This window comes from Streptomyces sp. NPDC002467 (assembly GCF_042889825.1).
Taxonomy (GTDB): domain Bacteria; phylum Actinomycetota; class Actinomycetes; order Streptomycetales; family Streptomycetaceae; genus Streptomyces.
Window position 1 is genome coordinate 203,566 of sequence record NZ_JBIARJ010000005.1, and the last position, 22,858, is coordinate 226,423.

The 22,858-nt window shown below is 72.8% G+C and carries 21 protein-coding genes and 1 pseudogene; 6 read left to right on the forward strand and 16 right to left on the reverse strand.

The window, feature by feature from the left end; all coding sequences use genetic code 11:
* Positions 1 to 590: 590 nt before the first annotated feature.
* A complete protein-coding gene (locus ACFYYJ_RS13480) occupies positions 591 to 1,286 on the reverse strand; it encodes a TerB family tellurite resistance protein (RefSeq protein ID WP_385122403.1) in 696 nt (231 codons plus the stop codon).
* A 153-nt stretch (positions 1,287 to 1,439) separates the two neighbouring features.
* On the opposite strand from ACFYYJ_RS13480, the gene ACFYYJ_RS13485 reads away from it, so the two are divergent.
* On the forward strand, positions 1,440 to 2,198 hold the full coding sequence (locus tag ACFYYJ_RS13485; protein ID WP_385122405.1) for an SDR family NAD(P)-dependent oxidoreductase: 759 nt from the start codon (positions 1,440 to 1,442) through the stop codon (positions 2,196 to 2,198).
* A gap of 85 nt (positions 2,199 to 2,283) precedes the next feature.
* Here the strand turns inward: ACFYYJ_RS13485 and leuA are convergent, their stop codons facing one another.
* Positions 2,284 to 4,053: a 2-isopropylmalate synthase gene (leuA, locus tag ACFYYJ_RS13490; RefSeq protein WP_389131852.1), complete on the reverse strand. Its 1,770-nt coding sequence runs from the start codon at positions 4,051 to 4,053 to the stop codon at positions 2,284 to 2,286.
* Positions 4,054 to 4,419: 366 nt separating this feature from the next.
* On the opposite strand from leuA, the gene ACFYYJ_RS13495 reads away from it, so the two are divergent.
* The 4 genes from ACFYYJ_RS13495 to ACFYYJ_RS13510 all read left to right on the forward strand — a co-directional run bounded on the left by ACFYYJ_RS13495 (position 4,420) and on the right by ACFYYJ_RS13510 (position 7,460).
* Complete coding sequence (locus tag ACFYYJ_RS13495) at positions 4,420 to 5,493, forward strand: M4 family metallopeptidase (protein WP_385364759.1); 1,074 nt, start codon at positions 4,420 to 4,422, stop codon at positions 5,491 to 5,493.
* A 10-nt stretch (positions 5,494 to 5,503) separates the two neighbouring features.
* Positions 5,504 to 5,773, forward strand: coding sequence for a protealysin inhibitor emfourin (locus ACFYYJ_RS13500; protein ID WP_385122412.1), 270 nt, complete (start codon positions 5,504 to 5,506; stop codon positions 5,771 to 5,773).
* 98 nt (positions 5,774 to 5,871) lie between these two features.
* The gene (locus ACFYYJ_RS13505) at positions 5,872 to 6,678 is read left to right on the forward strand and encodes a GNAT family N-acetyltransferase (RefSeq protein ID WP_389131856.1); all 807 of its coding nucleotides are present in this window, start codon (positions 5,872 to 5,874) and stop codon (positions 6,676 to 6,678) included.
* Positions 6,679 to 6,791: 113 nt separating this feature from the next.
* Positions 6,792 to 7,460 (forward strand): SAM-dependent methyltransferase, encoded by a 669-nt coding sequence (locus ACFYYJ_RS13510; RefSeq protein WP_389131859.1) that lies wholly within the window; start codon positions 6,792 to 6,794, stop codon positions 7,458 to 7,460.
* A 45-nt stretch (positions 7,461 to 7,505) separates the two neighbouring features.
* On the opposite strand, the gene era is transcribed toward ACFYYJ_RS13510, so the two are convergent.
* The 4 genes and pseudogenes from era to ACFYYJ_RS13530 all read right to left on the reverse strand — a co-directional run bounded on the left by era (position 7,506) and on the right by ACFYYJ_RS13530 (position 12,194).
* Positions 7,506 to 8,456 carry a GTPase Era gene (era, locus tag ACFYYJ_RS13515; RefSeq protein ID WP_376660479.1) on the reverse strand — a complete coding sequence of 317 codons (951 nt, stop codon included), beginning with the start codon at positions 8,454 to 8,456 and terminating at the stop codon, positions 7,506 to 7,508.
* 492 nt (positions 8,457 to 8,948) lie between these two features.
* Positions 8,949 to 9,314 (reverse strand): annotated as a pseudogene (locus tag ACFYYJ_RS13520) (WxL protein peptidoglycan domain-containing protein); the annotation flags it as partial.
* A 431-nt stretch (positions 9,315 to 9,745) separates the two neighbouring features.
* Positions 9,746 to 11,062: a beta-xylosidase gene (locus tag ACFYYJ_RS13525; protein WP_389131862.1), complete on the reverse strand. Its 1,317-nt coding sequence runs from the start codon at positions 11,060 to 11,062 to the stop codon at positions 9,746 to 9,748.
* A 133-nt stretch (positions 11,063 to 11,195) separates the two neighbouring features.
* Positions 11,196 to 12,194, reverse strand: a complete 999-nt coding sequence (locus ACFYYJ_RS13530; protein ID WP_389131864.1) for a GlxA family transcriptional regulator — start codon at positions 12,192 to 12,194, stop codon at positions 11,196 to 11,198.
* Positions 12,195 to 12,265: 71 nt separating this feature from the next.
* Between ACFYYJ_RS13530 and ACFYYJ_RS13535 the strand changes: the two genes are divergently transcribed.
* Positions 12,266 to 13,600 (forward strand): MFS transporter, encoded by a 1,335-nt coding sequence (locus ACFYYJ_RS13535; protein ID WP_385366766.1) that lies wholly within the window; start codon positions 12,266 to 12,268, stop codon positions 13,598 to 13,600.
* A 509-nt stretch (positions 13,601 to 14,109) separates the two neighbouring features.
* On the opposite strand, the gene ACFYYJ_RS13540 is transcribed toward ACFYYJ_RS13535, so the two are convergent.
* From ACFYYJ_RS13540 to ACFYYJ_RS13585, 10 genes are all read right to left on the reverse strand, one after another.
* Positions 14,110 to 14,466: a cytidine deaminase gene (locus ACFYYJ_RS13540; RefSeq protein WP_385122427.1), complete on the reverse strand. Its 357-nt coding sequence runs from the start codon at positions 14,464 to 14,466 to the stop codon at positions 14,110 to 14,112.
* A gap of 159 nt (positions 14,467 to 14,625) precedes the next feature.
* A complete protein-coding gene (locus tag ACFYYJ_RS13545; RefSeq protein WP_384755405.1) occupies positions 14,626 to 14,988 on the reverse strand; it encodes an MmcQ/YjbR family DNA-binding protein in 363 nt (120 codons plus the stop codon).
* On the reverse strand, positions 14,985 to 16,289 hold the full coding sequence (locus tag ACFYYJ_RS13550; protein WP_385122432.1) for a hemolysin family protein: 1,305 nt from the start codon (positions 16,287 to 16,289) through the stop codon (positions 14,985 to 14,987). The genes ACFYYJ_RS13545 and ACFYYJ_RS13550 overlap by 4 nt, the downstream gene beginning before the upstream one ends.
* Entirely contained in the window at positions 16,286 to 16,783 is a 498-nt protein-coding gene (ybeY, locus tag ACFYYJ_RS13555) for an rRNA maturation RNase YbeY (protein WP_385122435.1), read from the reverse strand. Before ybeY ends, ACFYYJ_RS13550 begins: the two co-directional genes overlap by 4 nt.
* Before the next feature lie 13 nt (positions 16,784 to 16,796).
* Entirely contained in the window at positions 16,797 to 17,834 is a 1,038-nt protein-coding gene (locus ACFYYJ_RS13560; RefSeq protein ID WP_385122437.1) for a PhoH family protein, read from the reverse strand.
* A gap of 143 nt (positions 17,835 to 17,977) precedes the next feature.
* Complete coding sequence (locus tag ACFYYJ_RS13565; RefSeq protein ID WP_385122440.1) at positions 17,978 to 19,075, reverse strand: PfkB family carbohydrate kinase; 1,098 nt, start codon at positions 19,073 to 19,075, stop codon at positions 17,978 to 17,980.
* A gap of 198 nt (positions 19,076 to 19,273) precedes the next feature.
* Positions 19,274 to 20,185 (reverse strand): ribonuclease Z, encoded by a 912-nt coding sequence (locus ACFYYJ_RS13570; RefSeq protein WP_389131871.1) that lies wholly within the window; start codon positions 20,183 to 20,185, stop codon positions 19,274 to 19,276.
* Positions 20,186 to 20,202: 17 nt separating this feature from the next.
* Complete coding sequence (locus ACFYYJ_RS13575) at positions 20,203 to 20,562, reverse strand: histidine triad nucleotide-binding protein (protein WP_385122445.1); 360 nt, start codon at positions 20,560 to 20,562, stop codon at positions 20,203 to 20,205.
* A gap of 432 nt (positions 20,563 to 20,994) precedes the next feature.
* Positions 20,995 to 21,738, reverse strand: coding sequence for a 16S rRNA (uracil(1498)-N(3))-methyltransferase (locus tag ACFYYJ_RS13580; RefSeq protein WP_385122448.1), 744 nt, complete (start codon positions 21,736 to 21,738; stop codon positions 20,995 to 20,997).
* On the reverse strand, positions 21,735 to 22,826 hold the full coding sequence (locus ACFYYJ_RS13585) for a nitronate monooxygenase (protein ID WP_385122450.1): 1,092 nt from the start codon (positions 22,824 to 22,826) through the stop codon (positions 21,735 to 21,737). Before ACFYYJ_RS13585 ends, ACFYYJ_RS13580 begins: the two co-directional genes overlap by 4 nt.
* Between the last annotated feature and the right edge of the window lie 32 nt (positions 22,827 to 22,858).

The window sequence follows — 22,858 nt, forward strand, 5'->3', positions numbered from 1 at the left end:
AGGTAATTGAGAGGAGATCTGGTTATCCCTGGGCGAAGTGGGTCGCTATCCCGTTGATCCGCCAGGGTTTCAGTGCGTTCACGTTGATGCGTCGCATCCAAGTCGGGCCTTGTTTCCGGCGCCGTCTTGTCGTGTGACCGGAATTGAACGCCTGTGGGAGGCCTCACAGATATCGTCGACTTACACAAATTGTTGACCTCTGGTGACGTCGGATCTGTAGGTTTCTCCAGTAGTGCGGACCCGCGCGACGGGGCTATGCGAAACAGCAGCCGGAGACACCCCCTCCGGGCCTGCACCCGCGAAGCACACGGGGTGTGAGCTGCGGATAAAGACTTCACCGACGTTCGGATTCGCGAAGTCGAGCCACGCGCTCCGGCTGTCCACCTGGTGGACCGAACCTGTGTGGATGACGTGATTCCGGCGTTCACAGGACGTTCACGAGGTCCTAAAACACCCCTGTGAGGCCGGATCGTTACCTCCCGGCACGTCTGTTTCGGACGGATCTGCTCCGCTGAGCGGATGTGACCGTCCGGGAACACGAAAACGCCCGAACCCCAAGGGTTCGGGCGTCACCGTGCAGATGCGGACGACTACGGAGCGCGTACCGCCGACAGCAGCCGTCCCACCTCGTCCACGTCGATGCGCAGCGCCGCGCCGACGGTGGAGAGCACCTCGCGCTCGGCCGGGGTGTACGGGCCGTCCGCGAGCGCGATGCGAGCGCCCTGCAGCAGGATCGACTCGCGGCCCGGGCCCGCCAGGTGCGGCGCCAGCGGTTCCAGGGCCTCGTGGAGCTCGATCGAGAGGGCGGCCCCGCAGCACTCCGGTACGTCGTACAGCCCGAGCCGACCCTCGTCGGCGGTCAGCGCGGCCACGAGGGCCTCCAACTGCTCCTCGGTGCACTCGGGGAACCCGGCGGCCCGTACGGCGCCCGCCGCGGCCTCCAGCGCCCCGCGCGAGGCCGTACCGCCGGCCGCGAGCACCGCGAGGCTCACGGTGTGCACGGCGTCTCGCAGCATCGCCGTGAAGCGGGCGGTGGTCAGGTGGTCCAGGACCTCGGTGTCGAAGCGCTCGCGGCAGCCCTGGCACTCGACGATCGGGCCGGCCTGCCCGCGCGGCAGCAGCGGGACCCCGAGGACGGTGAACCGGCGGCGCCCCGTGCGCCTGCGGTAGTTGCGGTCGCCACCGCAGGACGGACAGAAGAACTCCCCGTCGCCCACGGTGCTCCAGGTGGTACGGGTGCCCCAGACCGTCAGCTTCCGGCCGTCCCCACCCCGAACTGGCAGCACGTCGCACCTCCGTAACCTTCCGGCAACATCGCCGGGTTGGCGTGATGTTAGCCACATAGGTGAGGCCGCGTCAGTCGTGTGACAGGACAACATGTGACGCCGCGCGGACTTGGCCGATCCGCGCCCCTGCCTCCGGGCCCTAGGGTCTGCCCCATGAACGAGAAGTCCTGCCTGGTGACGGGCGCCGCGAGCGGGATCGGCCGGGCCACCGCCACGCTGCTGGCCCGCTCGGGAGCCCGGGTCACCGCGGCCGACATCAACGGCCCAGGCGTCGAGCGCCTGCGCGCGTCGCTCGCCGACGAGGGGTACTCCATCACGACGGTGACCGGCGACGTGTCCGATCCGGAGGCCAACCGCGCGATGGTCGCCGCCGCCGTGGAGGCCTACGGGAGGCTCGACGTCGCCGTGGCGAACGCCGGGGTGCTCCCTCTTTCGGATGTACGGGAGACCACCCCCGCGGACTGGGACCACGTCATGGCGGTCGACGGCCGCGGCATGTTCCTGACGTGCAAGTACGCCATCGAGGCGATGAACGCGCAGGAGCGGCCCGGCGGGGCGCTGGTCTGCGTGTCCTCGATCTCGGGGGTGGCCGGGCAGGCGCGGCAGGCCGCGTACGGGCCGGCGAAGTTCGTGGCGTCGGGGCTGACCAAGCACCTCGCGGTGGAGTGGGCGGACCGCGGGATCCGGATCAACGCGGTGGCCCCCGGCACCATCCGTACGGAGCGGGTGCTGGCGCTGGAGGACGAGCCGGGCGGTCCCGAGTACCTCGAGGAGATCTCGGCGGCGCATCCGATGGGCCGGCTCGGCGAGCCGGAGGAGGTGGCCCGGGTCATCGCCTTCCTGGCCTCGGACGCGGCCTCGTTCGTGACGGGCGTGGTGCTGCCCGTGGACGGCGGCTACCTGGCCCGCTGAGGCGGCGGCCCCGGGAACGGCGACCCCCGGAACGACGGAACCCCGCCCCTCCACGAGGGAGGAGCGGGGTTCACGTGCGGGTGGATCAGCGGCCCGCGCGGTTGACGGCGGAGATGACCGCCTTCAGGGAGGCGCGGGTGGTGTTGGCGTCGATGCCGATGCCCCACAGGACCCGGCCGTCGATCGCGCACTCGATGTACGAGGCGGCCACGGCGGAGGCGCCCTCGCTCATGGTGTGCTCGGTGTAGTCCAGCAGGCGGGCGTCGACGCCGATGTCGGCCAGCGCGTCGAAGAAGGCCGAGATCGGACCGTTGCCGGTGCCGTTCAGGACCGTCTCGATCCCGTCCACGACCGCCTCGATGGTCAGCGTGTCGGTGCCGTCCTTGTCGGTGGTCGTCGAGCCGGAGCGCAGCTGGATGCGGCCCCACGGGTTCTCGGGGTTGGGCAGGTACTCGTCCGAGAAGATCTCCCAGATCGCCTTCGGCGTGACCTCGCCGCCCTCGGCGTCGGTCTTGGCCTGGATGATCCGCGAGAACTCGATCTGCATGCGGCGCGGCAGGTCCAGCTTGTGGTCGTTCTTCAGGACGTAGGCGATGCCGCCCTTGCCGGACTGCGAGTTGACGCGGATGACGGCCTCGTAGGAACGGCCGACGTCCTTGGGGTCGATGGGCAGGTACGGGACCGCCCACTCCAGATCATCGACGGTGACGCCCGGGCCCTGGGCGGCCGCGTCGGCCTCCATGGCGTCGAAGCCCTTCTTGATGGCGTCCTGGTGGGAGCCGGAGAAGGCGGTGTAGACCAGGTCGCCCGCGTAGGGGTGGCGCGGGTGGACCTCCATCTGGTTGCAGTACTCGCTGGTGCGGCGGATCTCGTCGATCTGGGAGAAGTCGATCTGCGGGTCGATGCCCTGCGAGAACAGGTTCATGCCCAGCGTGATCAGGTCGACGTTGCCGGTGCGCTCGCCCTGACCGAACAGGCAGCCCTCGATGCGGTCGGCGCCGGCCATCAGGGCCAGCTCGGCGGCGGCGACGGCGGTGCCGCGGTCGTTGTGCGGGTGCACGGAGATGCAGACGTGCTCGCGGCGGGTCAGGTTGCGGGCCATCCACTCGAAGCGGTCCGCGTGGGTGGACGGCGTCGAGCGCTCCACGGTGGCGGGCAGGTTCAGGATGATCTCGCGGCCCTCGGACGGCTGCCACACGTCACAGACCGCCTCGCAGACCTCCAGGGCGAAGTCCAGCTCGGTGTCGGTGAAGATCTCGGGGCTGTACTGGTAGCCGAAGACGGTCTCGGGGCCCAGCAGCTTCTCGGCGTACTCCATGACCAGGCGGGTGCCGTCGACGGCGATCTGCTTGATCTGCTCCTTGGAGCCGCGGAAGACGACCCGGCGGAAGGTCGGGGCGGTCGCGTTGTACAGGTGCACGGTGGCGCGCTTGGCGCCGATCAGCGACTCGACGGTCCGCTCGATCAGGTCCTCGCGGGCCTGGGTCAGTACGGAGATGGTGACGTCGTCCGGGATCGCGCCCTCTTCGATGATGGAGCGCACGAAGGCGAAGTCGGTCTCGCCGGAGGACGGGAAGCCGACCTCGATCTCCTTGTAGCCCATGCGCACCAGCAGATCGAACATCTCGCGCTTGCGGCTGGGGGTCATCGGGTCGATCAGCGACTGGTTGCCGTCGCGCAGATCGGTGGAGAGCCAGCGGGGAGCCTTGGTGACGCGGGCGTCCGGCCAGGTGCGGTCGGGGATGTCCACCTGCTCGTACTGGCCGTACTTGTGGATCGGCATCCCGGAGGACTTCTGGGTGTGGGTCGCGTTGGTGATGGGCGTGGGGCGACCGACAAAAGGCTGCTGGCTCATGGCGTTGGGCTCCTCGCGTGTCCGCGTGTAGTTCGCTGGAACGGCCGACGGCGGTCGTAAAAACCGCAACACCAAACTCCGCGGGGAGGGGGTCGGCCTACGACTACAGACCCTCGCCGCGGCAGCTAAGGAGAAGCAGCCCGAAACGCATGATGGGCCGAGCCTAGCCGAGCCGCGCCGTAACGCGAGGACCTGTTTCAGTATGCAAGACCGCCCTGTCCGATTTGTACCTAATGTGAGCCAAGACTCTTTCCTTCCGGGAAGGTCCGTTTGATCCGTCAATCCGACGCCGCGACTTTCGGACATGCGAATGAATCATGGTCGCGGGTAGTGACACCGCCGTGACCCGCTGCCACATTTCCGGGCATGAATGCCTCCAATGCCCCCCGCCACCCCGTCTTCTGCACCGTCGTGCCGCCCCACGTGCTCGACAAGGCCGCCGAGTCCACCGACTCCCGGCGCGCAGACCTCGCCCAGAACACGCTCGAACACGACGCCATGCTGCGCACCCGGCGTCGGGTCACCACCGTCCGCGGGATCGGCCCCGTACTCGAAGCGCCCGTCTCCGACGGACCGGACCGGACGATCTACGACGCCCAGCACCGCACCCGGCTGCCCGGGAGGAAGGTGCGCGTCGAGGGCGACCCGTTGGACAAGGACGCCACCGTCAACCGCGCGTACGCGGGGCTCGGAGCCACGTACGAACTGTTCCGGCAGGGCTTCGGGCGCCGGTCGATCGACGACTCCGGGCTCCCGCTCGACGCGAGCGTGCACTACGGCGAGGACTACAACAACGCCTTCTGGGACGGCCGACAGATGGTCTTCGGGGACGGCGACGGCGACCTCTTCCTCGATTTCACGGTGTCGATCGACGTCATCGGGCACGAGCTGACGCACGGGGTCACCCAGTACACGGCGAACCTGGCGTACCTCGGGCAGTCCGGCGCCCTGAACGAGTCGATGTCGGACGTCTTCGGCTCCCTGATCAAGCAGTACTCCCTGGACCAGACCGCCGAGCAGGCCGACTGGCTGATCGGCGCCGGGCTGCTGGGCCCCAATGTCTCCGGGGTCGCCCTGCGCTCCATGAAGGCTCCCGGGACGGCGTACGACGACGACGAGCTCGGCAAGGACCCGCAGCCGGCCACCATGGACGACTACGTGAACACCAACCGCGACAACGGCGGGGTGCACATCAACTCCGGCATCCCCAACCACGCCTTCTACGTCGCGGCGACCGAACTGGGCGGCAAGGCCTGGGAGCGGGCCGGACAGATCTGGTACGACACCCTGACGGGCGGGCAGCTGTCCTCGAACGCCAAGTTCACGGACTTCGCCCGGCTGTCCACCGCCGCGGCCGCGGCCCGGTACGGGGAGGGCGGCGCCGAGCACCGGGCGCTGCAGAAGGCGTGGTCGGTGGTGGGCGTGCCGCTCGTGGGGTAGGACGGCTGCCATGCGGATTCAGGTGGTGCGGACGGGCGGCTTCGCGGGCATCGAGCGACGGGCCGAGGTGGACACCTCGGGCCGGCCGGACGAGGACGAGTGGCGGGCCCTGGCCGCCCTGGCGCTGGCGCCGATCGTGCCGGAGCACGCGCCGTCGGGGGTGCGGGACGGGTTCTCGTACGAGATCACGGTGGACGGGCGGACGGTGTCCTGCCACGACCCGCACCTCTCGGACGCGCAGCGCACGCTGATCTCGCGCGTCCTGAAGGAAGGGGCCTGACGGAAGGGGCCTGACGGAAGGGGCCTGGAACAAGGAGCCTGAAGGAGGGGGCCTGTTAAAGGGGTGCCCCCGTGACACCGCTTTGGTTGGATGCCGGGATGACCACGATCTTGGACTCGCTGGAGCGGTACTACGACACGGCCCCCCGGGTGGGTGGTGCCCGGGCCGAGGACTTCGGCCCGCTGACCCTGTTCGTCCAGGAGGGCGCGGGCTGGCAGTACTACGCGCGGCCCGCGCTCGGCGGCTCCGCCGCGACCGTGGCGGACGTGGAGCGGGTCCTGGCCCGGCAGCGGGAGCTGAAGGTCCCCGAATCCTTCGAATGGGTGGCCGAAACCAGCCCCTCGCTACGGGGACCGGTGGAGGCGGCGGGACTGCACGTGCACGCCCACCCGCTGATGGTGCTGGACGCCGGGGCGGCCCCCCTCCCCGCGCATCCCGACGTACGACTGCTCGGCGCGGACGACCCGCTGCTGAAGGCGGCGGTGACGGTCCCCGCCCTGGCCTTCGCGACCCCCGGTACCGCGGTCGGCGAGGCCGGTCCGGCGGAGCTGGCGGCGAAGACGGCCGAGCCGGGGGCCGAAGAGGGACGGGCCCGGGTGGCCGGGAAGATCACTGCGGGCACCACCGCCCTGGCGGCCGCCGTCCACGACGGCGTGGTGCTCTGCGCCGGCCAGTACAACCCCGTCGGCGACGTCGCCGAGGTGGTGGGCGTCGGCACGCTCCCGTCGGCCCGCCGCCAGGGCCTGGCCCTCGCGGTCACCGCGGCCCTGGTCGCCCGCGCCCTGGAGCGGGGGGCGCGCACCGTCTTCCTCTCGGCGGGCGACGAGGACGTGGCCCGCATCTACGGCCGGATCGGCTTCCGCCGGGTGGCGACGGCCCTGATCGCGGAGCCCCCGGAGGCATGACCCCCGGGGCCGGGTTTGCCGGATCGGCAACAGGGTTTGCCGGATCTCGGGCGCCGGGCGGAGCATCGGAGGACGTAGACCGGACGACCGAGCCCGAACCGGAAGAAGGCCCCATGCACCAGCACGAGCACGCCCACGCCCACGCCCACGCCGCCGCCGGCGAGCCCGCCGGAGAGGCGGAGTTCTGGGACGGCCGCTACAGCGAGAGCACCCGCATCTGGAGCGGCAATCCGAACGCGCTCCTGCTCCGGGAGGCCGAGGACCTGGCCCCCGGCCGGGCGCTGGACCTCGGCTGCGGGGAGGGCGCGGACGCCGTCTGGCTGGCCCGGCGGGGCTGGCGGGTCACCGGTGTCGACATCTCGCAGGTCGCCCTCGGCAGGGCCGCCGAGCACGCCGCCGAGGCGGGCGTCGGCGACCGGATCGCCTTCGAGCACCACGACCTCGGGGAGTCCTTCCCCGCCGGCGAGTTCGACCTCGTCTCCGCCTGCTTCCTGCACAGCCCGGGCGACATGCCCCGCGAACGGATCCTGCGCACCGCCGCGGCGGCCGTCGCCCCGGGCGGGGTGCTGCTGGTCGGCGGCCACGGCGGCTGGGAGCACGGGGCCGAGAACCCGCACCCGGAGCTGCACTTCCCCACCCCGCAGGAGGTCCTGGCGGACCTTGAGCTGACGGAGGGCCACTGGGAGGTCCTGGTCTGCGCGGAGCACGCCCGGGTCGGGGCCGAGGCCGACCGCCCGGGCCCCGGCTACGACAACGTGCTCAAGGTCCGCCGCCTCCGCTAGACGGTCGGGGTCCTCGGGCTCGTCGTCGGGCTCGTCCTCGCGCTCCTAGAAGCCGAGCTTGCGGAGCTGCTTGGGGTCCCGCTGCCAGTCCTTGGCGACCTTCACGTGGAGGTCGAGGAAGACCGGGGTCCCGAGCAGCGCCTCGATGTGCTTGCGCGACTTCATCCCGACCTCCTTCAGGCGGGAGCCCTTCGGGCCGATGATGATGCCCTTCTGGCTGGGCCGCTCGATGTAGACGTTCGCGTGGATGTCCAGCAGCGGGCGGTCCGCCGGGCGGTTCTCCCGAGGGATCATCTCCTCGACGACCACGGCGATGGAGTGCGGCAGCTCGTCGCGCACGCCTTCCAGGGCGGCCTCGCGGATCAGCTCGGCGACCATGACCATCTCGGGCTCGTCGGTGAGGTCGCCCTCCGGGTACAGCGGCGGGCTCTCCGGCAGCAGCGGCGCGATCAGGTCGGCCAGCAGCTGGACCTGGGTGTCGCCGACGGCCGAGACGGGCACGATCTCGGCCCACTCGATGCCGAGCTCCGCGCCGAGCTGGTGGATGGCGAGGAGCTGTTCGGCCAGCGCCTTGGACTCCACCAGGTCCGTCTTGGTCACGATGGCGATCTTCGGGGTCTTCTTGATCGCCGCGAGTTCCTTCGCGATGAACTTGTCGCCGGGGCCGAGCTTCTGGTCGGCCGGCAGGCAGAAGCCGATCACGTCGACCTCGGCCCAGGTGGTCCGCACGACGTCGTTCAGCCGCTCGCCGAGCAGCGTGCGCGGCTTGTGCAGGCCGGGCGTGTCGACGAGGACCAGCTGGGCGTCGGGGCGGTGCACGATGCCGCGGACCGTGTGGCGGGTGGTCTGCGGCCGGTTGGAGGTGATCGCGACCTTGGTGCCCACGAGTGCGTTGGTCAGGGTCGACTTCCCCGCGTTGGGGCGGCCGACGAAGCAGGCGAAGCCCGCACGGTGCGGGCCGGTGGACTCGGGGGAACGATCGCTCATACGGGCCATTCTCCCCGATGCGGCTCCCAGCGCCGACCAGACCACGGTGACGAGTGCCACGATGGCCGTGAGCGGCGGATACGCGGCGAAGTCCGCGCCGCCCCGGGCGGTGGCCCCCTCGGCCCGGACCCGGATCGTCACCTCGGCCCATTCCACGGCGGGCGGGCCGTCCCAGCGGGCGCCGAGCCGCACTTCCTGACCCGGCAGCAGTTCCGCGGGGAGCCCGCCGAGCGGGCGGCCGGCGGCCAGGGTCCGGCCCAGGACTCCGGTGGCGGTGAGATCGGCGCGGGGCCGCAGGGTGACGTTGCCGATGTTGTGGAGCGTGTACGAGACCTCCGCGCGAGCGCCCTTCCTCTCGACCCGGACCCCCTCGACGGCGAGGGCGGGGGCGGTCGGTCCGGTCACCCGCAGGTACAGCCGGGCGGCGACGGCCTGCTGCACGGCGATGCCCTGCGCGGTGGCGGGGGCGGGCCGGTCCTCCAGGGCGACGATCGCGCCGGGATGGTCGCCGGGCTCGGCCCGCTCGGGCACGGTGACGGTGAACCCGACGCTGACCGCGCTCCGGGCCGGGACGGTCACCCGCTCCCGGTCGAGCCGCGCCCACGCGGCGGTGGCCCGGCGCGGCTCCTCGGGCCCGCGCAGGGCGAAGCCGCCGTCGCGGGCGGTGTTGTAGGCGTCGGCGGCGTAGAGACGGAAGGTGCGGGGGCGGTCGGTGCGGTTGGCGAGGGTGACGGCGTCGGTGACGGCCGCGCCGGGGGCGGCCGCGAGGTAGAAGTACGGCCGCTGCCCGACGGCGTTGGCCGCCGGCAGCACGGACCACTGCCCGTTGTCAGCGGCCCCGGCCACCCCGGCTGCGCCGAGCACCATCCCCACGGCCACGGCCAGGCCGACCACCAGCCCCCGCAGGGCGCGTGCGTGCCGGGCCGCTGCGCGGGGCCCGGCCCCCACCCCGCCCCTTCCCGAACCGGGGCTCCGCCCCGGACCCCGCTCCTCGAACGCCGGAGGGGCTGGATTCGGGCTGCTGCCGTCCGCCACACGCGGCTCGCCTGCCGGCACGGCAACCTCGGCCCCGCCGGGGGCAACTTCAGCCTCGCCGGCACTCGAAGCCCCGCCGGGGGCAAACCGAGCCCCGCCGGCGTTCGAGGCCCCGCCGGGGGCAAATCCAGCCCCGCCGGCGTTTGAGGCGTGGGGGTCCGGGGGCGGAGCCCCCGCGGGGTCCGGAGCGGAGCCCCGGGAGCGGCGGCCGGGGTCGCAAGCCCCGCCCGTGGGGGACGACCCGCGCGGCGGCAGCCCGGCCGTCACGAGAGGGTCAGCGTCAGGACCGCCGTGTACGCGCCCGGCGGGGTGTACCTCGGCACCTGGAGCGTGACCGCCGCGTCGACGGTGAAGGTCCCGCCGACCAGCGCCGCGTCGGGGGTGGACGCCAGCACCGCCCCCTCCGGCCCGACGACCCCCGCACTGCCCGCCGCGCACGCACTCGCGCTGCCCGGCGCCGCCACGCACACCGGCGTCCAGGACAGCGACGCACCCGGGATCCGGACCCCGCCCGGCCCCGTGAAGTCGGTGACCTTGCCGATCAGGGACCATCCGGCCGGCCCGCCCCGCGCGTCCGTGACGGTGACCGTGCCGATGCGGCCGGGCGCGGCGCCCCCGTCGCCGTACGGAACCGCCCCCAGGGTGACGTCCTCGCCGGTCTGGGTCATGCCCAGCGTGCCCGGCTCGACGGTGGCGGTGACCCGCTGCGCGGCGGTCGCCGTGGCGGTCGCCGCACCGGCCGGCGCCGCGTCGACGACCGCGTACGCCGCCGGGCCCGAGCCCTTCTTCGCCGTCCAGGCCGGGCCCTCGTAGGCGACCACCGCCGTGGTGGCCCTGTCCTTGACCGGCAGTTGCGCCACCGCCACGCCGTGCTCGTCGGCGGTGGCGGTGACCCGGTCGGCGGTCTCCGCGGCGCCCGCCCGCCCGGCGACCGTCACGGCCGCGCCCGGGGCGAATCCGGCCGCGGTGACCTTGACCTCGACGCCCGGTTTCCCGGAGGGAGCGGCGAGGAAGACGCTGCGCAGGTTGGCCGTGGGCAGGTCGCTCGCGGTGAGCCGGGCCGAGACCGGCACCCCGGACGGCTCGCCGGCGGCGGGGGTGCACACCGTGTCGAGGCCCAGCGGGTGGCCGGTGTGCAGGGTGTAGCCGCCCGGGGCGAGGGCCGTCTGCCCCGGGGCGGTGACGGTGTAGGTGCCGGTCATGGTGACGGCGGGCAGGGCCGCCCCGGCCGGGACGGGGTCGTTGCGCGCGGCGCCGACCACGGTGACCTCGCCGCTCTGGGCTCCGGAGAGCAGCACCCGCCCGGTCGGGGTCAGGGCGTCGGCGGGGAGTTCGGTGCCGGCGGGGTTCACGGCGGGAGTACGGGCCACCTGGTAGGTCACGGTGACGGTGTCGCCGACCTGCGGGGCCGGGTTGTCGACGGTGATCCTGGCGGTGGTGGGCCCGTCGGCGGGCGGGAGTCCGGCTTCCTGGGGCGGCAGGCAGTGCGTGGGGAACTCCACCTGGCCCACCGGGGTCTCGCCCTCGGCTGCGGCCGGTGCGCCCAGGGCGCCCCCGGTCGTGGCGGCGAGCACCGCCATGCCGACGGCTGCCGACCATCTTCGGTTCCGCGCCCCTGTTCGCACTGCCCGCCCCCTCCGCTCCGCTGGGGGCCATTCACGAGCGGCGGGCGGGAGAAGTCAATGCACGGCTCCCGCACCAACTGATGGCCCATCAGGAGATGGCAGCGTGCCCGCCGACTCCGCCCGAGGCCGCCTGGAAGGTGCGCCGGTAGGCGGTCGGGCTGACGTCGAGTGCCGCCTGCACGTGCTTGCGCAGCGACTGGGCCGTCCCGAAGCCCGCCTCCCGCGCCACCCTCTCGATCGGAAGATCCGTCTGCTCCAGCAACTGCCGGGCCCGCTCGACCCGCTGCGCGGTGATCCACTCGCCCGGGCTGACGCCCACCTCCTCCCGGAACCGGCGGGTGAAGGTCCGTACGGACACCGCTTCCCGCCGGGCCAGGTCACCGAGGCTGACCGGCTCGTGCAGCCGGTCCATCACCCACGCCCGGGCCGCCGCGGTGCCGGCGAACTGCGGCTGCGGCACCGGGCGCTCGATGAACTGGGCCTGCCCGCCCTCCCGGTGCGGCGGCACGACCGTGCGCCGGGCCACGTCGTTGGCGACGGCCGCGCCGTGGTCGCGCCGCACGATGTGCAGGCACAGGTCGATGCCGGAGGCGACGCCGGCGGAGGTCAGGACGTCCCCGTCGTCGGTGTACAGCACGTTCGCGTCGACCCGTACGGCCGGGAAGAGCCGCTGAAAGTGTTCGGCGTACGCCCAGTGGGTGGTGGCCCGGTGGCCGTCCAGGTATCCGGCCGCCGCCAGTACGTAGCCGCCGGTGCAGATGGAGACCAGGCGGGTGCCGGGGCGGATGTGCGCGAGGGCCGCCGCCAGCTCGTCGGTCAGGACGCCCTCCTCGTGGACCGGGCCGAGTTCGTACGAGGCCGGCACCACGACGGTGTCGGCCGTGGCGAGCAGTTCGGGGCCGTGCTCGACGTGGACCGCGAAGTCGGCGTTGGTGGACACCGGTCCGGGCCGCAGACCACACGTGAGGGTCTCGTAGTGGGCGCGCCCCTCCGGGTCCCTGGAGTAGCCGAAGATCCGGTGCGGGATGCCGAGCTCGAAGGGCAGCAGGCCCGCGAGCGCGAGGACGGCGACACGATGCGGCTTCATGGCCCGATCGTAGCGAAGCATGTCGGTCGGGCCACTGTCGCGGAGGGCACCGCGGCCCGGAAGCTGCCTACGTGACGCAGACAGCACCCACACCCGGACCCACCTCCACCGACGCCCCTGTCGCCCCCCGCCGGGCCGGCCGCGTCCACCGCGCCTGGTTCGCCGCGGCGGTCGCCTTCGTGACGATCATCGGCGCGGCCGCGTTCGCCTCCCTGCCCGGCCTCCTCATAGAGCCGCTGCACGAGGAGTTCGACTGGTCGCGCGGCACGATCGGCTTCGCGGTCTCCGTGAACCTCGCGCTCTACGGGCTCACCGCGCCCTTCGCCGCCGCCCTGATGGACCGCTTCGGCATCCGCAAGGTCGTCGCGGTCGCCCTGACCGTCATAGCCTGCGGCTCCGCGGCCACGGTGTGGATGACCGCCGCCTGGCAGTTGGTGCTGTTGTGGGGCGTGCTGGTGGGGCTGGGCAGCGGCTCGATGGCCCTCGCCTTCGCGGCGACGGTGACCAACCGCTGGTTCACCGCCCGGCGCGGTCTGGTCACGGGCATCCTGACCGCCGCGGGCGCCTCCGGCCAGTTGGTCTTCCTGCCGCTGCTGTCCTGGCTGGTGGAACACCACGGCTGGCGCCCGGCCGCGATCACGGTGGCGCTGGCGGCCCTGGCCGTGGTCCCCTTCGTGTGGCTGCTGCTGCGCGACCACCCGGCGGACGTGGGCCTCGCCCCGTACGGGGGCACGTACACGGCGAAGCCCGCACCGGTCCCGGGGGCTGCTCGCAGGGCCGTGACCGTCCTGTTCAAGGCGGCCCGGACCGGGCCCTTCTGGCTGCTGGCGGGCACCTTCGCGATCTGCGGCGCCTCCACCAACGGCCTCGTCCGGATCCATTTCGTACCGGCGGCCCACGACCACGGCATGCCGGTGACGGCGGCCGCGGGACTGCTCGCGGTGGTCGGGGTGTTCGACGTGGTCGGCACGATCGCGTCCGGCTGGTTCACGGACCGCTTCGACGCGCGGCGCCTGCTGGCCGTGTACTACGCCCTGCGCGGCATCTCGCTGCTCTTCCTGCCGATGCTGCTGGCGCCGGAGGTACGGCCGCCGCTGGTGTTCTTCATCGTCTTCTACGGCCTGGACTGGGTGGCGACCGTTCCGCCGACCATCGCCCTGTGCCGGGAGCAGTACGGGGAGGACAGCGCGATCGTCTTCGGCTGGGTCCTGGCCTCCCACCAGGTCGGCGCGGCCCTGGTGGCCTTCCTCGGCGGCCTGGCGCGGGACGCCTTCGGCTCGTACGACCTGGTCTGGTACGCGTCGGGGGCGCTGTGCGCGGTGGCGGCGCTGATGTCGATGACCATCCGCCGCCTTCGGCCCTTGGCGGGCCGGGCCCCTGAACACCCCCGCCCGTCCGGCGCCTGAGGCCACGCCCGGCAGGCCCTGTCCGCCGTGACGCTCCGCGCCCGCGCCTCGATCGACGGCGGGGCCGGTTGCCTCCGGCGGCGCCTCAAACGCCGGCGAGGCTGGATTCGGCTGCTGCCGTCCGCAAGGTGCGGACCGAATGCCCCGCGGGGCAAGTCCAGTCGCGGACGCATCCACCCCCGGCAAGTCAGACTCACCCCCGCCGGGGGCAGATCCAGCCTCGCCGGCGTTTGAGGCGCGGGGTCCGGGGCGGAGCCCCGGGGAACGGTGGAAGGGCGGGTAGGGGACCGGCCCCGCGCAGCGGCACCCCGGCCCGGAGCGGGCCGCAGGATGGGCCGTCGGGGCCGGGCGCGCGGCGGGGCACCTCCTCGGGCGTCGAACATGGTGCGGCACCGGCAAGACGAGCGGGGTCGCGTTCGACGCCCTGCGGGGGCGCCCCACCGCACACCCGACCCCGACGGCACGGGGGTGCCGAGTGGCGGCAGCCGCAAGGGGCAGCCGGCCGGAGGCTACGCGCCGGCCGGGGTCGTCGACTTCAGGGTGCCGTCCGGGCCGGCCAGCAGCACCGGGGTCTCCGGCCCGCCGAGGTCGCGTACGGCCGCACGGTCGGCCTCGCCCGGGGCATCGGCGGCGGAGACGACGGCCGCGGCCTCCAACGACCGCGCCCCGCTCGCGACGGCCATGGCGACCGCGGTCTGGAGCGCGCTCAGCTTGAGGGAGTCGAGCTCCACCGTCCCGGCGACGTACGTGCGGCCGGTCTCGTCGCGCACGGCCGCCCCCTCGGGCACTCCGTTGCGGGCCCGCGCACTGCGCGCGAGCGTGATGATCTTGGTGTCCTCGGGGTCGATCCCGGTGCTGTCGGTCATGGGCGAAAGCATATGGAGCGCCCCGGCCGGGCCGTGCAACGACCCCGCCGGGACACCCTCCCCTCCATGCCCCGTTCCCCCTGGGGCACCCCAAACCCAAGCGGCGGATGAGGGCTTCCCGCGTTCCGAAGGTCCCTTACCCGCAGGACCTTCGACCCGTCACGCCCGGTCGAGCTTCAGCCGTTCCGCCTTCGGCAGGCCCGCGACCACCAGGTCGTAGCTGTCCTCCACCAGCTCCCGGACCATCTCGTCCGGCAGCCCGCCCGGTCCGCCCACCGTCACCGTGTTCCAGTGCCGCTTGTTCATGTGGTAGCCCGGCGCGATCGCCTCGTGCTCCTCCCGCAGCCGCACCGCCAGCTCCGGCTCGCACTTGAGGTTGACCTTCAGCGGCTCGGCGTCCAGCGCCGACAGCGCGAACATCTTCCCCAGCACCTTGAACACCGAGGTCTCCGGCGTGAAGGGGAACTCCTCCACCGCCGCGTTGAAGCCCAGACAGAACGCGCGCAGCTGCTCCGGGGTCATTCGCCCTCCTCGCCCTCGCCCGCCGCCGGGACCACCGGCTCCACGAGCACCGTCACGATCTTGTTCCGGCGTCCCGCCGGGGATTCGGCGGTCAGCCGCAGCGGTCGCCCGTCGGGCAGTTCCACCGTGGCCGTGGCACCCGCGATCGGCACCCGGCCGAGCGCCTTGGCCAGCAGGCCGCCGACCGTCTCCACGTCCTCGTCGTCGAAGGCCTCGACCTTGAACAGCTCGCCCAGGTCGGTGATGTCGAGCCGGGCCGTGACCCGGTAGCGGTTCTCGCCGAGCTCCTCGACGGGCGGCAGCTCCCGGTCGTACTCGTCGGTGATCTCGCCGACGATCTCCTCCAGGATGTCCTCGATGGTGACGATGCCGGCCGTGCCGCCGTACTCGTCGATGACCACCGCCACGTGGTTGCGCACCTGCTGCATCTCCCGCAGCAGGTCGCCCGCGTTCTTGGTGTCGGGCACGAAGACGGCGGGCCGCATCGCCGTCGAGACCAGGTCGGCCTCGGCGTCCCGACTGATGTGGGTCTTGCGGACCAGGTCCTTCAGGTAGACGATCCCGACGATGTCGTCCTCGTTCTCCCCGGTGACCGGGATGCGCGAGAAACCGGACCGCAGGGCGAGCGTGGTCGCCTGACGGACCGTCTTGTAGCGCTCGATGCAGATCAGGTCGGTGCGCGGCACCATCACCTCGCGCACCAGCGTGTCGCCGAGCTCGAAGACCTGGTGCACCATGCGCCGTTCGTCGTCCTCGATCAGCGATTCCTTCTCCGCCAGGTCCACCATGGCGCGCAGCTCGGCCTCGGAGGCGAACGGCCCCTTGCGGAAACCCTTCCCGGGCGTGAGCGCGTTGCCGATGAGGATCAGCAGCTGCGGGATCGGCCCCATCACCCGGGCGAGCGGTACGAGGACGTACGCGGCGGCCGTCGCGGTGTTCAGGGGGTGCTGGCGACCGATCGTGCGCGGGGAGACGCCCACGGCGACGAAGGAGACCAGCACCATCACGGCGATGGCCACGAGCAGCGCCGTCCACGTCTCGCCGAACCCGTCGAGGCAGACGTAGGTGACCAGCACCCCGGCCGCCATCTCGCAGGTGACGCGGACCAGCAGCGCCACGTTCAGGTAGCGGGTGGGGTCCGCGGCGACCTGGGCGAGCTTCGCGCTGCCGCGCCGTCCTTCCCGTACTGCCTGCTCCGCGCGGAAGCTGGAGATCCGGGCGATCCCGGACTCCGCGCACGCCGCGAACCAGGCGACCACGACCAGCAGCACCGCTCCGGTGATCAGCTGGGGGGCGTTCACGAGACGGTCGGGGCCGGCGACGGACCGGTGATGCCGCGCTCGGCGCGCCAGCCGTCGACGATGGCCGCCTGGAGGCCGAACATCTCGGCCTTCTCGTCCGGCTCCTCGTGGTCGTAGCCGAGCAGGTGCAGCACCCCGTGGACGGTCAGGAGCTGGAGCTCCTCGTCCATGGAGTGCTGCGTCGGGGCTTCCTGGCCCTGCTTCTTGGCGACCTCGGGGCAGAGCACGATGTCGCCGAGGAGCCCCTGCGGGGGCTCCTCGTCGTCCTTCGCCGGCGGACGCAGCTCGTCCATCGGGAAGGACATGACGTCGGTGGGTCCGGGCAGGTCCATCCACTGGATGTGGAGCTCCTCCATCGCGTCCTCGTCGATGACGATGACGGAGAGCTCGGACAGCGGGTGGATCCGCATCCGGGTGAGCGCGTAGCGGGCGATGTCGAGGATCGCCTGCTCGTCGACCTCGGTTCCGGACTCGTTGTTGACGTCGATCGACATGGTGCGCTGGGTTCTACTTCCGCTGGTGGCCGTTCGCGGCCTGCTGGCCGTCGTCGTACTTCTCGTACGCGTCGACGATACGGCCGACCAGCTTGTGCCGGACGACATCCTCGGACGTCAGCCGGGAGAAGTGGATGTCCGGCACCCCTTCGAGGATCTCCTGGACCTGACGCAGACCGCTCCTGGCCCCGCCCGGGAGGTCGATCTGCGTGATGTCACCGGTGATGACGATCTTCGAGTCGAAGCCGAGTCGGGTCAGGAACATCTTCATCTGCTCGGTGGTCGTGTTCTGCGCCTCGTCGAGGACGACGAACGCGTCGTTGAGCGTACGACCGCGCATGTACGCCAGCGGCGCGACCTCGATCGTGCCCGCCGCCATCAGCCGGGGGATCGAGTCGGGGTCCATCATGTCGTGCAGCGCGTCGTAGAGCGGGCGCAGGTACGGGTCGATCTTGTCGAAGAGGGTGCCCGGCAGGAAGCCGAGCCGCTCCCCCGCCTCAACGGCCGGCCTGGTCAGGATGATGCGGCTGACCTGCTTGGACTGGAGTGCCTGGACCGCCTTGGCCATGGCGAGGTAGGTCTTTCCGGTACCGGCGGGGCCGATGCCGAAGACGATCGTGTTCTTGTCGATCGCGTCGACGTACCGCTTCTGGTTGAGCGTCTTGGGGCGGATGGTGCGGCCGCGGCTGGAGAGGATGTTCTGGGTGAGCACCTCGGCGGGCGTCTCGTCCGGGCCGTTGCCGTTCTCGCTCGACTTGAGCATGGCGATCGAGCGTTCCACTGCGTCCTCCGTCATCGGCTGCCCGGTGCGGAGCACCAGCATCATCTCGTCGAACAGGCGCTGGATCAGTGCGACTTCCGCAGCCGCGCCGACCGCGCTGACCTGATTGCCCCGAACATGGATGTCGGCCTTCGGGAAGGCCTTCTCGATCACGCGCAACAGGGCGTCACCCGAGCCGAGCACGGTCACCATCGGATGGGCGGCCGGAACGGTGAAGTGGGCTCGCGCCTGCCCCGGCGCCGGAATGTGGGCTGTCGATGTCTGAGTCATGGGCCGGCACTGTGGCCTGCGCATACCTCCCGCTGAAGGGCCGTGCTGTTCGACGACCTCCGGAATACCAAGCGTACGACGCGGCGCGGCCTTCCCCGAGAGGTTTTCGCCCCGGCGAAATGCGGGCCGGCGCGACCGCGCGGCTACGCGGAGTGCCGGAAGCCGATCGTCGGCACCGCCCGGCGGCGGGCGGCCGGGGCCGAGGGCCGGGGGACGAGCTCGTCCAGGAAGGCGTAGCGGCCGCGCAGCTCCTCGGGGGCCGTCCGCCACCAGTGGGCCACCTCCGGCCAGCCGGGGGCCGACAGGGAGCCGCCGAACTCCTGCACCGACAGCGCGGCCGTCAGCCCGGCGAAGGCGAGGCGGTCCGCCAGCGGCCAGCCCGCCAGGGTGCCGGTGACGAAACCCGCCACGTACACGTCGCCCGCGCCCGTCGGATCCAGCTCCTCCACCTCGATCCCGCGGACCTCGGCCGTCTCGCCGGTGCGCCCGTCCACCGCGTACGAGCCCTCCGCGCCCATCGTCACCACCGCGATCGGCACCTTCTCGGCCAGCGCCCGGGCCGCCGCGCGCGGACAGTCGGTCCGGGTGTACCGCATCGCCTCGCCCGCGTTCGGCAGGAACGCCTCGCAGTGCTCCAGGTCGGCCAGGGCCCTGAGGTCCCAGCGCCCGCTCTCGTCCCAGCCGGTGTCCGCGAAGACCCGTGAGCCGCGCCGGGCCGCCTCCCCGATCCACTCCTCGCCCCGGCCGGGGCCCACCGAGGCCACGGCCGCCCGGGCTCTGGGCGGGCACTGCGGGAACGGTCCGGGGCCCGTGGGGAGCGGTGCCTCGTGGCCGTGGGAGACCATCGTGCGCTCGCCCTCGTAGGCCATGGAGACCGTGACGGGGCTGTGCCAGCCGGGCACCGTGCGGGACATGGAGAGGTCGATGCCCTCGCCCTGTTCGAGCGCGTCCCAGCAGTACTCGCCGTAGTGGTCGGCCCCGAAGGCCGCGGCGAGCGAGGTGCGCAGGCCGAGCCGGGCCAGGGCGGTGGCCATGTTGGCGACGCCGCCGGGGCTGGATCCCATGCCGCGCGCCCAGGACTCCGTGCCGCGCACGGGCGCGGAGTCGAGGCCGGTGAAGATGATGTCGAGGAAGACCGTGCCGGTGAGGAAGACGTCGCAGCCCGGCTCGTCCGGGTCGCGCACCGGACCGAGCGGGTCCACGGCGGCCGAGGCGCTGTCGAAGCTGTCCCTACTCGTCACGGTTGCTCCCCGAATTCTGGAAGGGTCGTTCCTGCGGTGGAAAGCTGCCGGTCCCGTCCTCCTCGGCCGGGACCAAAAACCAGTGTGGCGCAGATCACCCCATGAAGGTGCCTCCGGGACACCGCCCGGACCGCGCTCCGCACACCGGCGGGGCCGACCGTCCCGGGCCGGCCCCGTACGAAGCCCGGAAGAGACGGCCTAGCCCCGCTTGGGCAGCGGCACCCGGACCAGGTCCGCCGCCACCGTCAACTCGCCCTCGAACCCGGCCTCCCGGGCCTCGCGTTCGAACGCTTCCGGGTCCGTGTACCGCTGCGAGAAGTGGGTCAGCACGAGGTGGCGCACGCCCGCCGCCCGTGCGACCTCCGCCGCCTGACCGGCCGTGAGGTGGCCGTGCTCCGTGGCCAGCGCGGATTCGGCTTCGAGGAAGGTCGACTCGATCACCAGCATGTCGCAGCCCTCCGCGAGCGCCTCCACCCCCTCGCACAGCCGGGTGTCCATCACGAAGGCGAACCGCTGCCCGGCCCGGTGCTCGCTGACGTCGTCCAGCGACACCTCGCCGATCCGCCCCTCGCGCTGGATCAGGCCCACGTCGGGGCCCTTGATCCCGTGCCGCGCCAGCAGTTCGGGGACCATGCGGCGGCCGTCCGGCTCGACGAGCCGGTAGCCGAAGGACTCCACCGGGTGCGAGAGCCTGTGCGCCTCCAGGACGTACGACGCCCCCTTGGCCACCGGCAGCATCCCGTCCCCCGCGACCGGGGACTCCTCCAGCATCACGGTCTCCCGGTACGCCGTCGCGTAGCGCAGCCGGTCGAAGAACTTCTGCCCGGAGGCCGGGTAGTGCGCGGCGACCGGGTGCGGCACCTTGTCGAGGTTGATCCGTTGGATCACCCCGGCGAGCCCGAGGCTGTGGTCACCGTGGAAGTGGGTGACGCAGATCCGGTTGATGTCGTGCGCGGCGACTCCGGCGCGCAGCATCTGCCGCTGCGTGCCCTCGCCCGGGTCGAAGAGGATGCCCTCGCCGTCCCAGCGCAGCAGGTAGCCGTTGTGGTTGCGGTGGCGGGTGGGCACCTGACTTGCGGTGCCCAGCACCACGAACTCTCTGACGGACACGTACGATCCCCGCCCGGTCAGCCGGGCGGCCACTGGAGGCCGCGGCCCCCGAGGACGTGCAGGTGGGCGTGGAAGACGGTCTGGCCGGCGCCGGCGCCGGTGTTGAACACGACCCGGTAGCCGTGGTCGTCGATCCCCTCGTCGGCGGCGATCCGGCCGGCCTCCTGCAGTATGTCGGCGACGACGGTCGGCTCGGCGTGCGCGAGCGAGGCCGCGTCCGGGTAGTGCGCCTTGGGGATGACGAGGACGTGCGTGGGCGCCTGGGGGTTGATGTCCCGGAAGGCGACGGTCGTTTCGGTCTCCCGGACCACCGTCGCGGGGATGGCCCCCGTGACGATCTTGCAGAACAGGCAGTCGGCCTGCGGTTCCCCGGCCATTGCTGAGCCTCCCGTGGTGTTGATCAGTCCGCGCATCGTATCGGCCACGGCCGCCGCCCCCGGGCGGGAAGGGCCCCCGAAGGGCAAGTCCGCGGCCGGAAGCCGGTGCGGGCCCCACGGACGGCCGGAGCCCCGTACCGCCAGGGCCGGGCCGCCTCGGGTCCCGGCCGCCCGGCCCCTATCCCGGCCGACCGCTCCGGACCCAGCCGCCGCAGGCCCCGGGCCGCCGTGAGCCCCGGGCCGCCTCGGGTCCCGGGCCGCCTCGGACCAGGCCGGTCTGCGTCACGGACACACCTCCCCGGCCGCCCGGCCCCGATCCCGGCCGACCGCTCCGGACCCAGCCGCCGCAGGCCCCGGGCCGCCTCGGGCCCCGGGCCGGTCTGCGTCACGGACACGCCTCCCCGGCCGCCTCGGCCCCGGCAGGGCCCGGCGTCAGCCCCAGCGGCCCGTGCGCGCCAGCAGGACCGCCGTCGCCGCGGTGCCCGCCGTGGAGGTCCGCAGGACCGAGCGGCCCAGCCGGTACGGCCGCGCCCCCGCCTCCGCGAAGACTGCGAGCTCCTCCGGGGAGACCCCGCCCTCGGGACCGACCACCAGCACGACGGAACCGGCCGCCGGGAGCTCCGCCGTGGCCAGCGCCTCGGACGGGGTGTCCCGGTCCTCGTGCAGCACCATCGCCAGGTCGGCGCCGGCCAGCAGCTGCGCCACCTGCTTGGTGGACAGGGCCTCCGCCACCTCCGGGAAGCGGACCCGGCGGGACTGCTTGCCCGCCTCGCGGGCCGTGGCCCGCCACTTGGCCAGGGACTTGGCGCCCCGGTCGCCGCGCCACTGCGTGATGCAGCGCGAGGCCTGCCACGGCACGATCGCGTCCACGCCGGTCTCGGTCATGGTCTCCACCGCCACCTCGCCGCGGTCGCCCTTGGGCAGGGCCTGCACGACGGTGATCCGGACGGCCGGTTCGGCCTCCTCGAAGACCCCGGACACCGAGACGACGAGCCGGTCCTTGCCCTCCGCCTCCTTCACCACGGCCTCGGCCCAGCGCCCGCGGCCGTCCGCGAGGACCACCGCCTCGCCCGGGTTCAGCCGCTTCACGGAGACCGCGTGCCGGCCCTCGGGGCCGTCCAGGACGAACTCCGGCCCCGCGGGGACCTCTTCGACCACGAACACGGGGGCGGTCATGACGCACTCCTCATCTGCATGTCCTTCAACACTCGCTGGGCTTCGGCCAGTTCGGCCGCCAGCACCTCCACCAGCTGGCCCGCCGGCAGCGCCCGCGCCAGCCGGTGCCCCTGGCCCGCCCACAGGGCCATGCCCTGCGCGTCCCCGGCCGCGGCCGCCGCCTTGCGCAGCCCCGAGGTCAGGTGGTGCACCTGCGGGTACGCGGCGGGGGCGTAGGGACCGTGCTCCCGCATGAAGCGGTTCACCAAGCCGCGCCCCGGCCGCCCGGAGAAGGCCCGGGTCAGCTCGGTCCGTACGAAGAGGGGGTCGGTCATCGCCCGCTTGTGCAGCGGGTCCGCCCCCGACTCGGGGCACACCAGGAAGGCCGTGCCGAGCTGGGCCGCGACCGCGCCCGCCGCCAGCAGGGCCGCGATCTGCGAGCCCCGCATCAGGCCGCCCGCGGCGGTGATGGGCAGGGCGACGGCCTCCCGCACCTGGGCGACCAGCGCGAGCAGCCCCAGGGCCGCCGTGCCGTCGGCCTGGGGGTCGTCGCGGTGCGTGCCCTGGTGTCCGCCGGCCTCGACGCCCTGGACGCAGACCGCGTCGGCGCCTGCCTCCTGAGCGCTGCGCGCCTCCTCGACGGAGGTCACGGTGACGACGGTGTACGTGCCCGCCTTGCGGAGGGCGGCGAGGGCCTCGGGCGTGGGACAGCCGAAGGTGAAGGAGACGACCGGTACCGGGTCCTCCAGCAGGATGGCGAGCTTGGCGTCGTAGCCGTCGTCGCTGGTGCCGATGATGTCCTCCTCGGCGAGGGAGATCGCGTACCAGCTCGCCTCCCCGGCGAGCTGCCCGCGGTACGCCTCGACGGCGGCCGGGTCGACGTAACCCGTCTGCGGCATGAAGAGGTTGACGCCGAAGGGGCGCCGGGTGAGCGCCCGCACCTGTTTGATCTCGTGGTACATGCCGTCGGCGGTCTTGTAGCCGCCGGCCAGGTAGCCCAGTCCGCCCGCTTCGCACACGGCCCCGACGAGCGCGGGGCAGGAGCCGCCGCCGGCCATGGGCGCCTGCACGATCGGGTGAGGGGAGAGACCGCTCGGTGCCGAGGACATGGACTGCATCGTGCCACGTCCCGCTCGGTCGG

Coding starts and splice junctions, on each gene's coding strand:
- ACFYYJ_RS13485 (WP_385122405.1), top strand. CDS start 1,440: ATGAACGAGAAGTCCTGCCTGGTGACGGGCGCCGCGAGCGGGATCGGC.
- leuA (WP_389131852.1), bottom strand. CDS start 4,053: ATGAGCCAGCAGCCTTTTGTCGGTCGCCCCACGCCCATCACCAACGCG.
- ACFYYJ_RS13495 (WP_385364759.1), top strand. CDS start 4,420: ATGAATGCCTCCAATGCCCCCCGCCACCCCGTCTTCTGCACCGTCGTG.
- ACFYYJ_RS13500 (WP_385122412.1), top strand. CDS start 5,504: ATGCGGATTCAGGTGGTGCGGACGGGCGGCTTCGCGGGCATCGAGCGA.
- ACFYYJ_RS13505 (WP_389131856.1), top strand. CDS start 5,872: ATGACCACGATCTTGGACTCGCTGGAGCGGTACTACGACACGGCCCCC.
- ACFYYJ_RS13510 (WP_389131859.1), top strand. CDS start 6,792: ATGCACCAGCACGAGCACGCCCACGCCCACGCCCACGCCGCCGCCGGC.
- era (WP_376660479.1), bottom strand. CDS start 8,456: ATGGCCCGTATGAGCGATCGTTCCCCCGAGTCCACCGGCCCGCACCGT.
- ACFYYJ_RS13525 (WP_389131862.1), bottom strand. CDS start 11,062: ATGGCGGTGCTCGCCGCCACGACCGGGGGCGCCCTGGGCGCACCGGCC.
- ACFYYJ_RS13530 (WP_389131864.1), bottom strand. CDS start 12,194: ATGAAGCCGCATCGTGTCGCCGTCCTCGCGCTCGCGGGCCTGCTGCCC.
- ACFYYJ_RS13540 (WP_385122427.1), bottom strand. CDS start 14,466: ATGACCGACAGCACCGGGATCGACCCCGAGGACACCAAGATCATCACG.
- ACFYYJ_RS13545 (WP_384755405.1), bottom strand. CDS start 14,988: ATGACCCCGGAGCAGCTGCGCGCGTTCTGTCTGGGCTTCAACGCGGCG.
- ybeY (WP_385122435.1), bottom strand. CDS start 16,783: ATGTCGATCGACGTCAACAACGAGTCCGGAACCGAGGTCGACGAGCAG.
- ACFYYJ_RS13560 (WP_385122437.1), bottom strand. CDS start 17,834: ATGACTCAGACATCGACAGCCCACATTCCGGCGCCGGGGCAGGCGCGA.
- ACFYYJ_RS13575 (WP_385122445.1), bottom strand. CDS start 20,562: ATGGCCGGGGAACCGCAGGCCGACTGCCTGTTCTGCAAGATCGTCACG.
- ACFYYJ_RS13580 (WP_385122448.1), bottom strand. CDS start 21,738: ATGACCGCCCCCGTGTTCGTGGTCGAAGAGGTCCCCGCGGGGCCGGAG.
- ACFYYJ_RS13585 (WP_385122450.1), bottom strand. CDS start 22,826: ATGTCCTCGGCACCGAGCGGTCTCTCCCCTCACCCGATCGTGCAGGCG.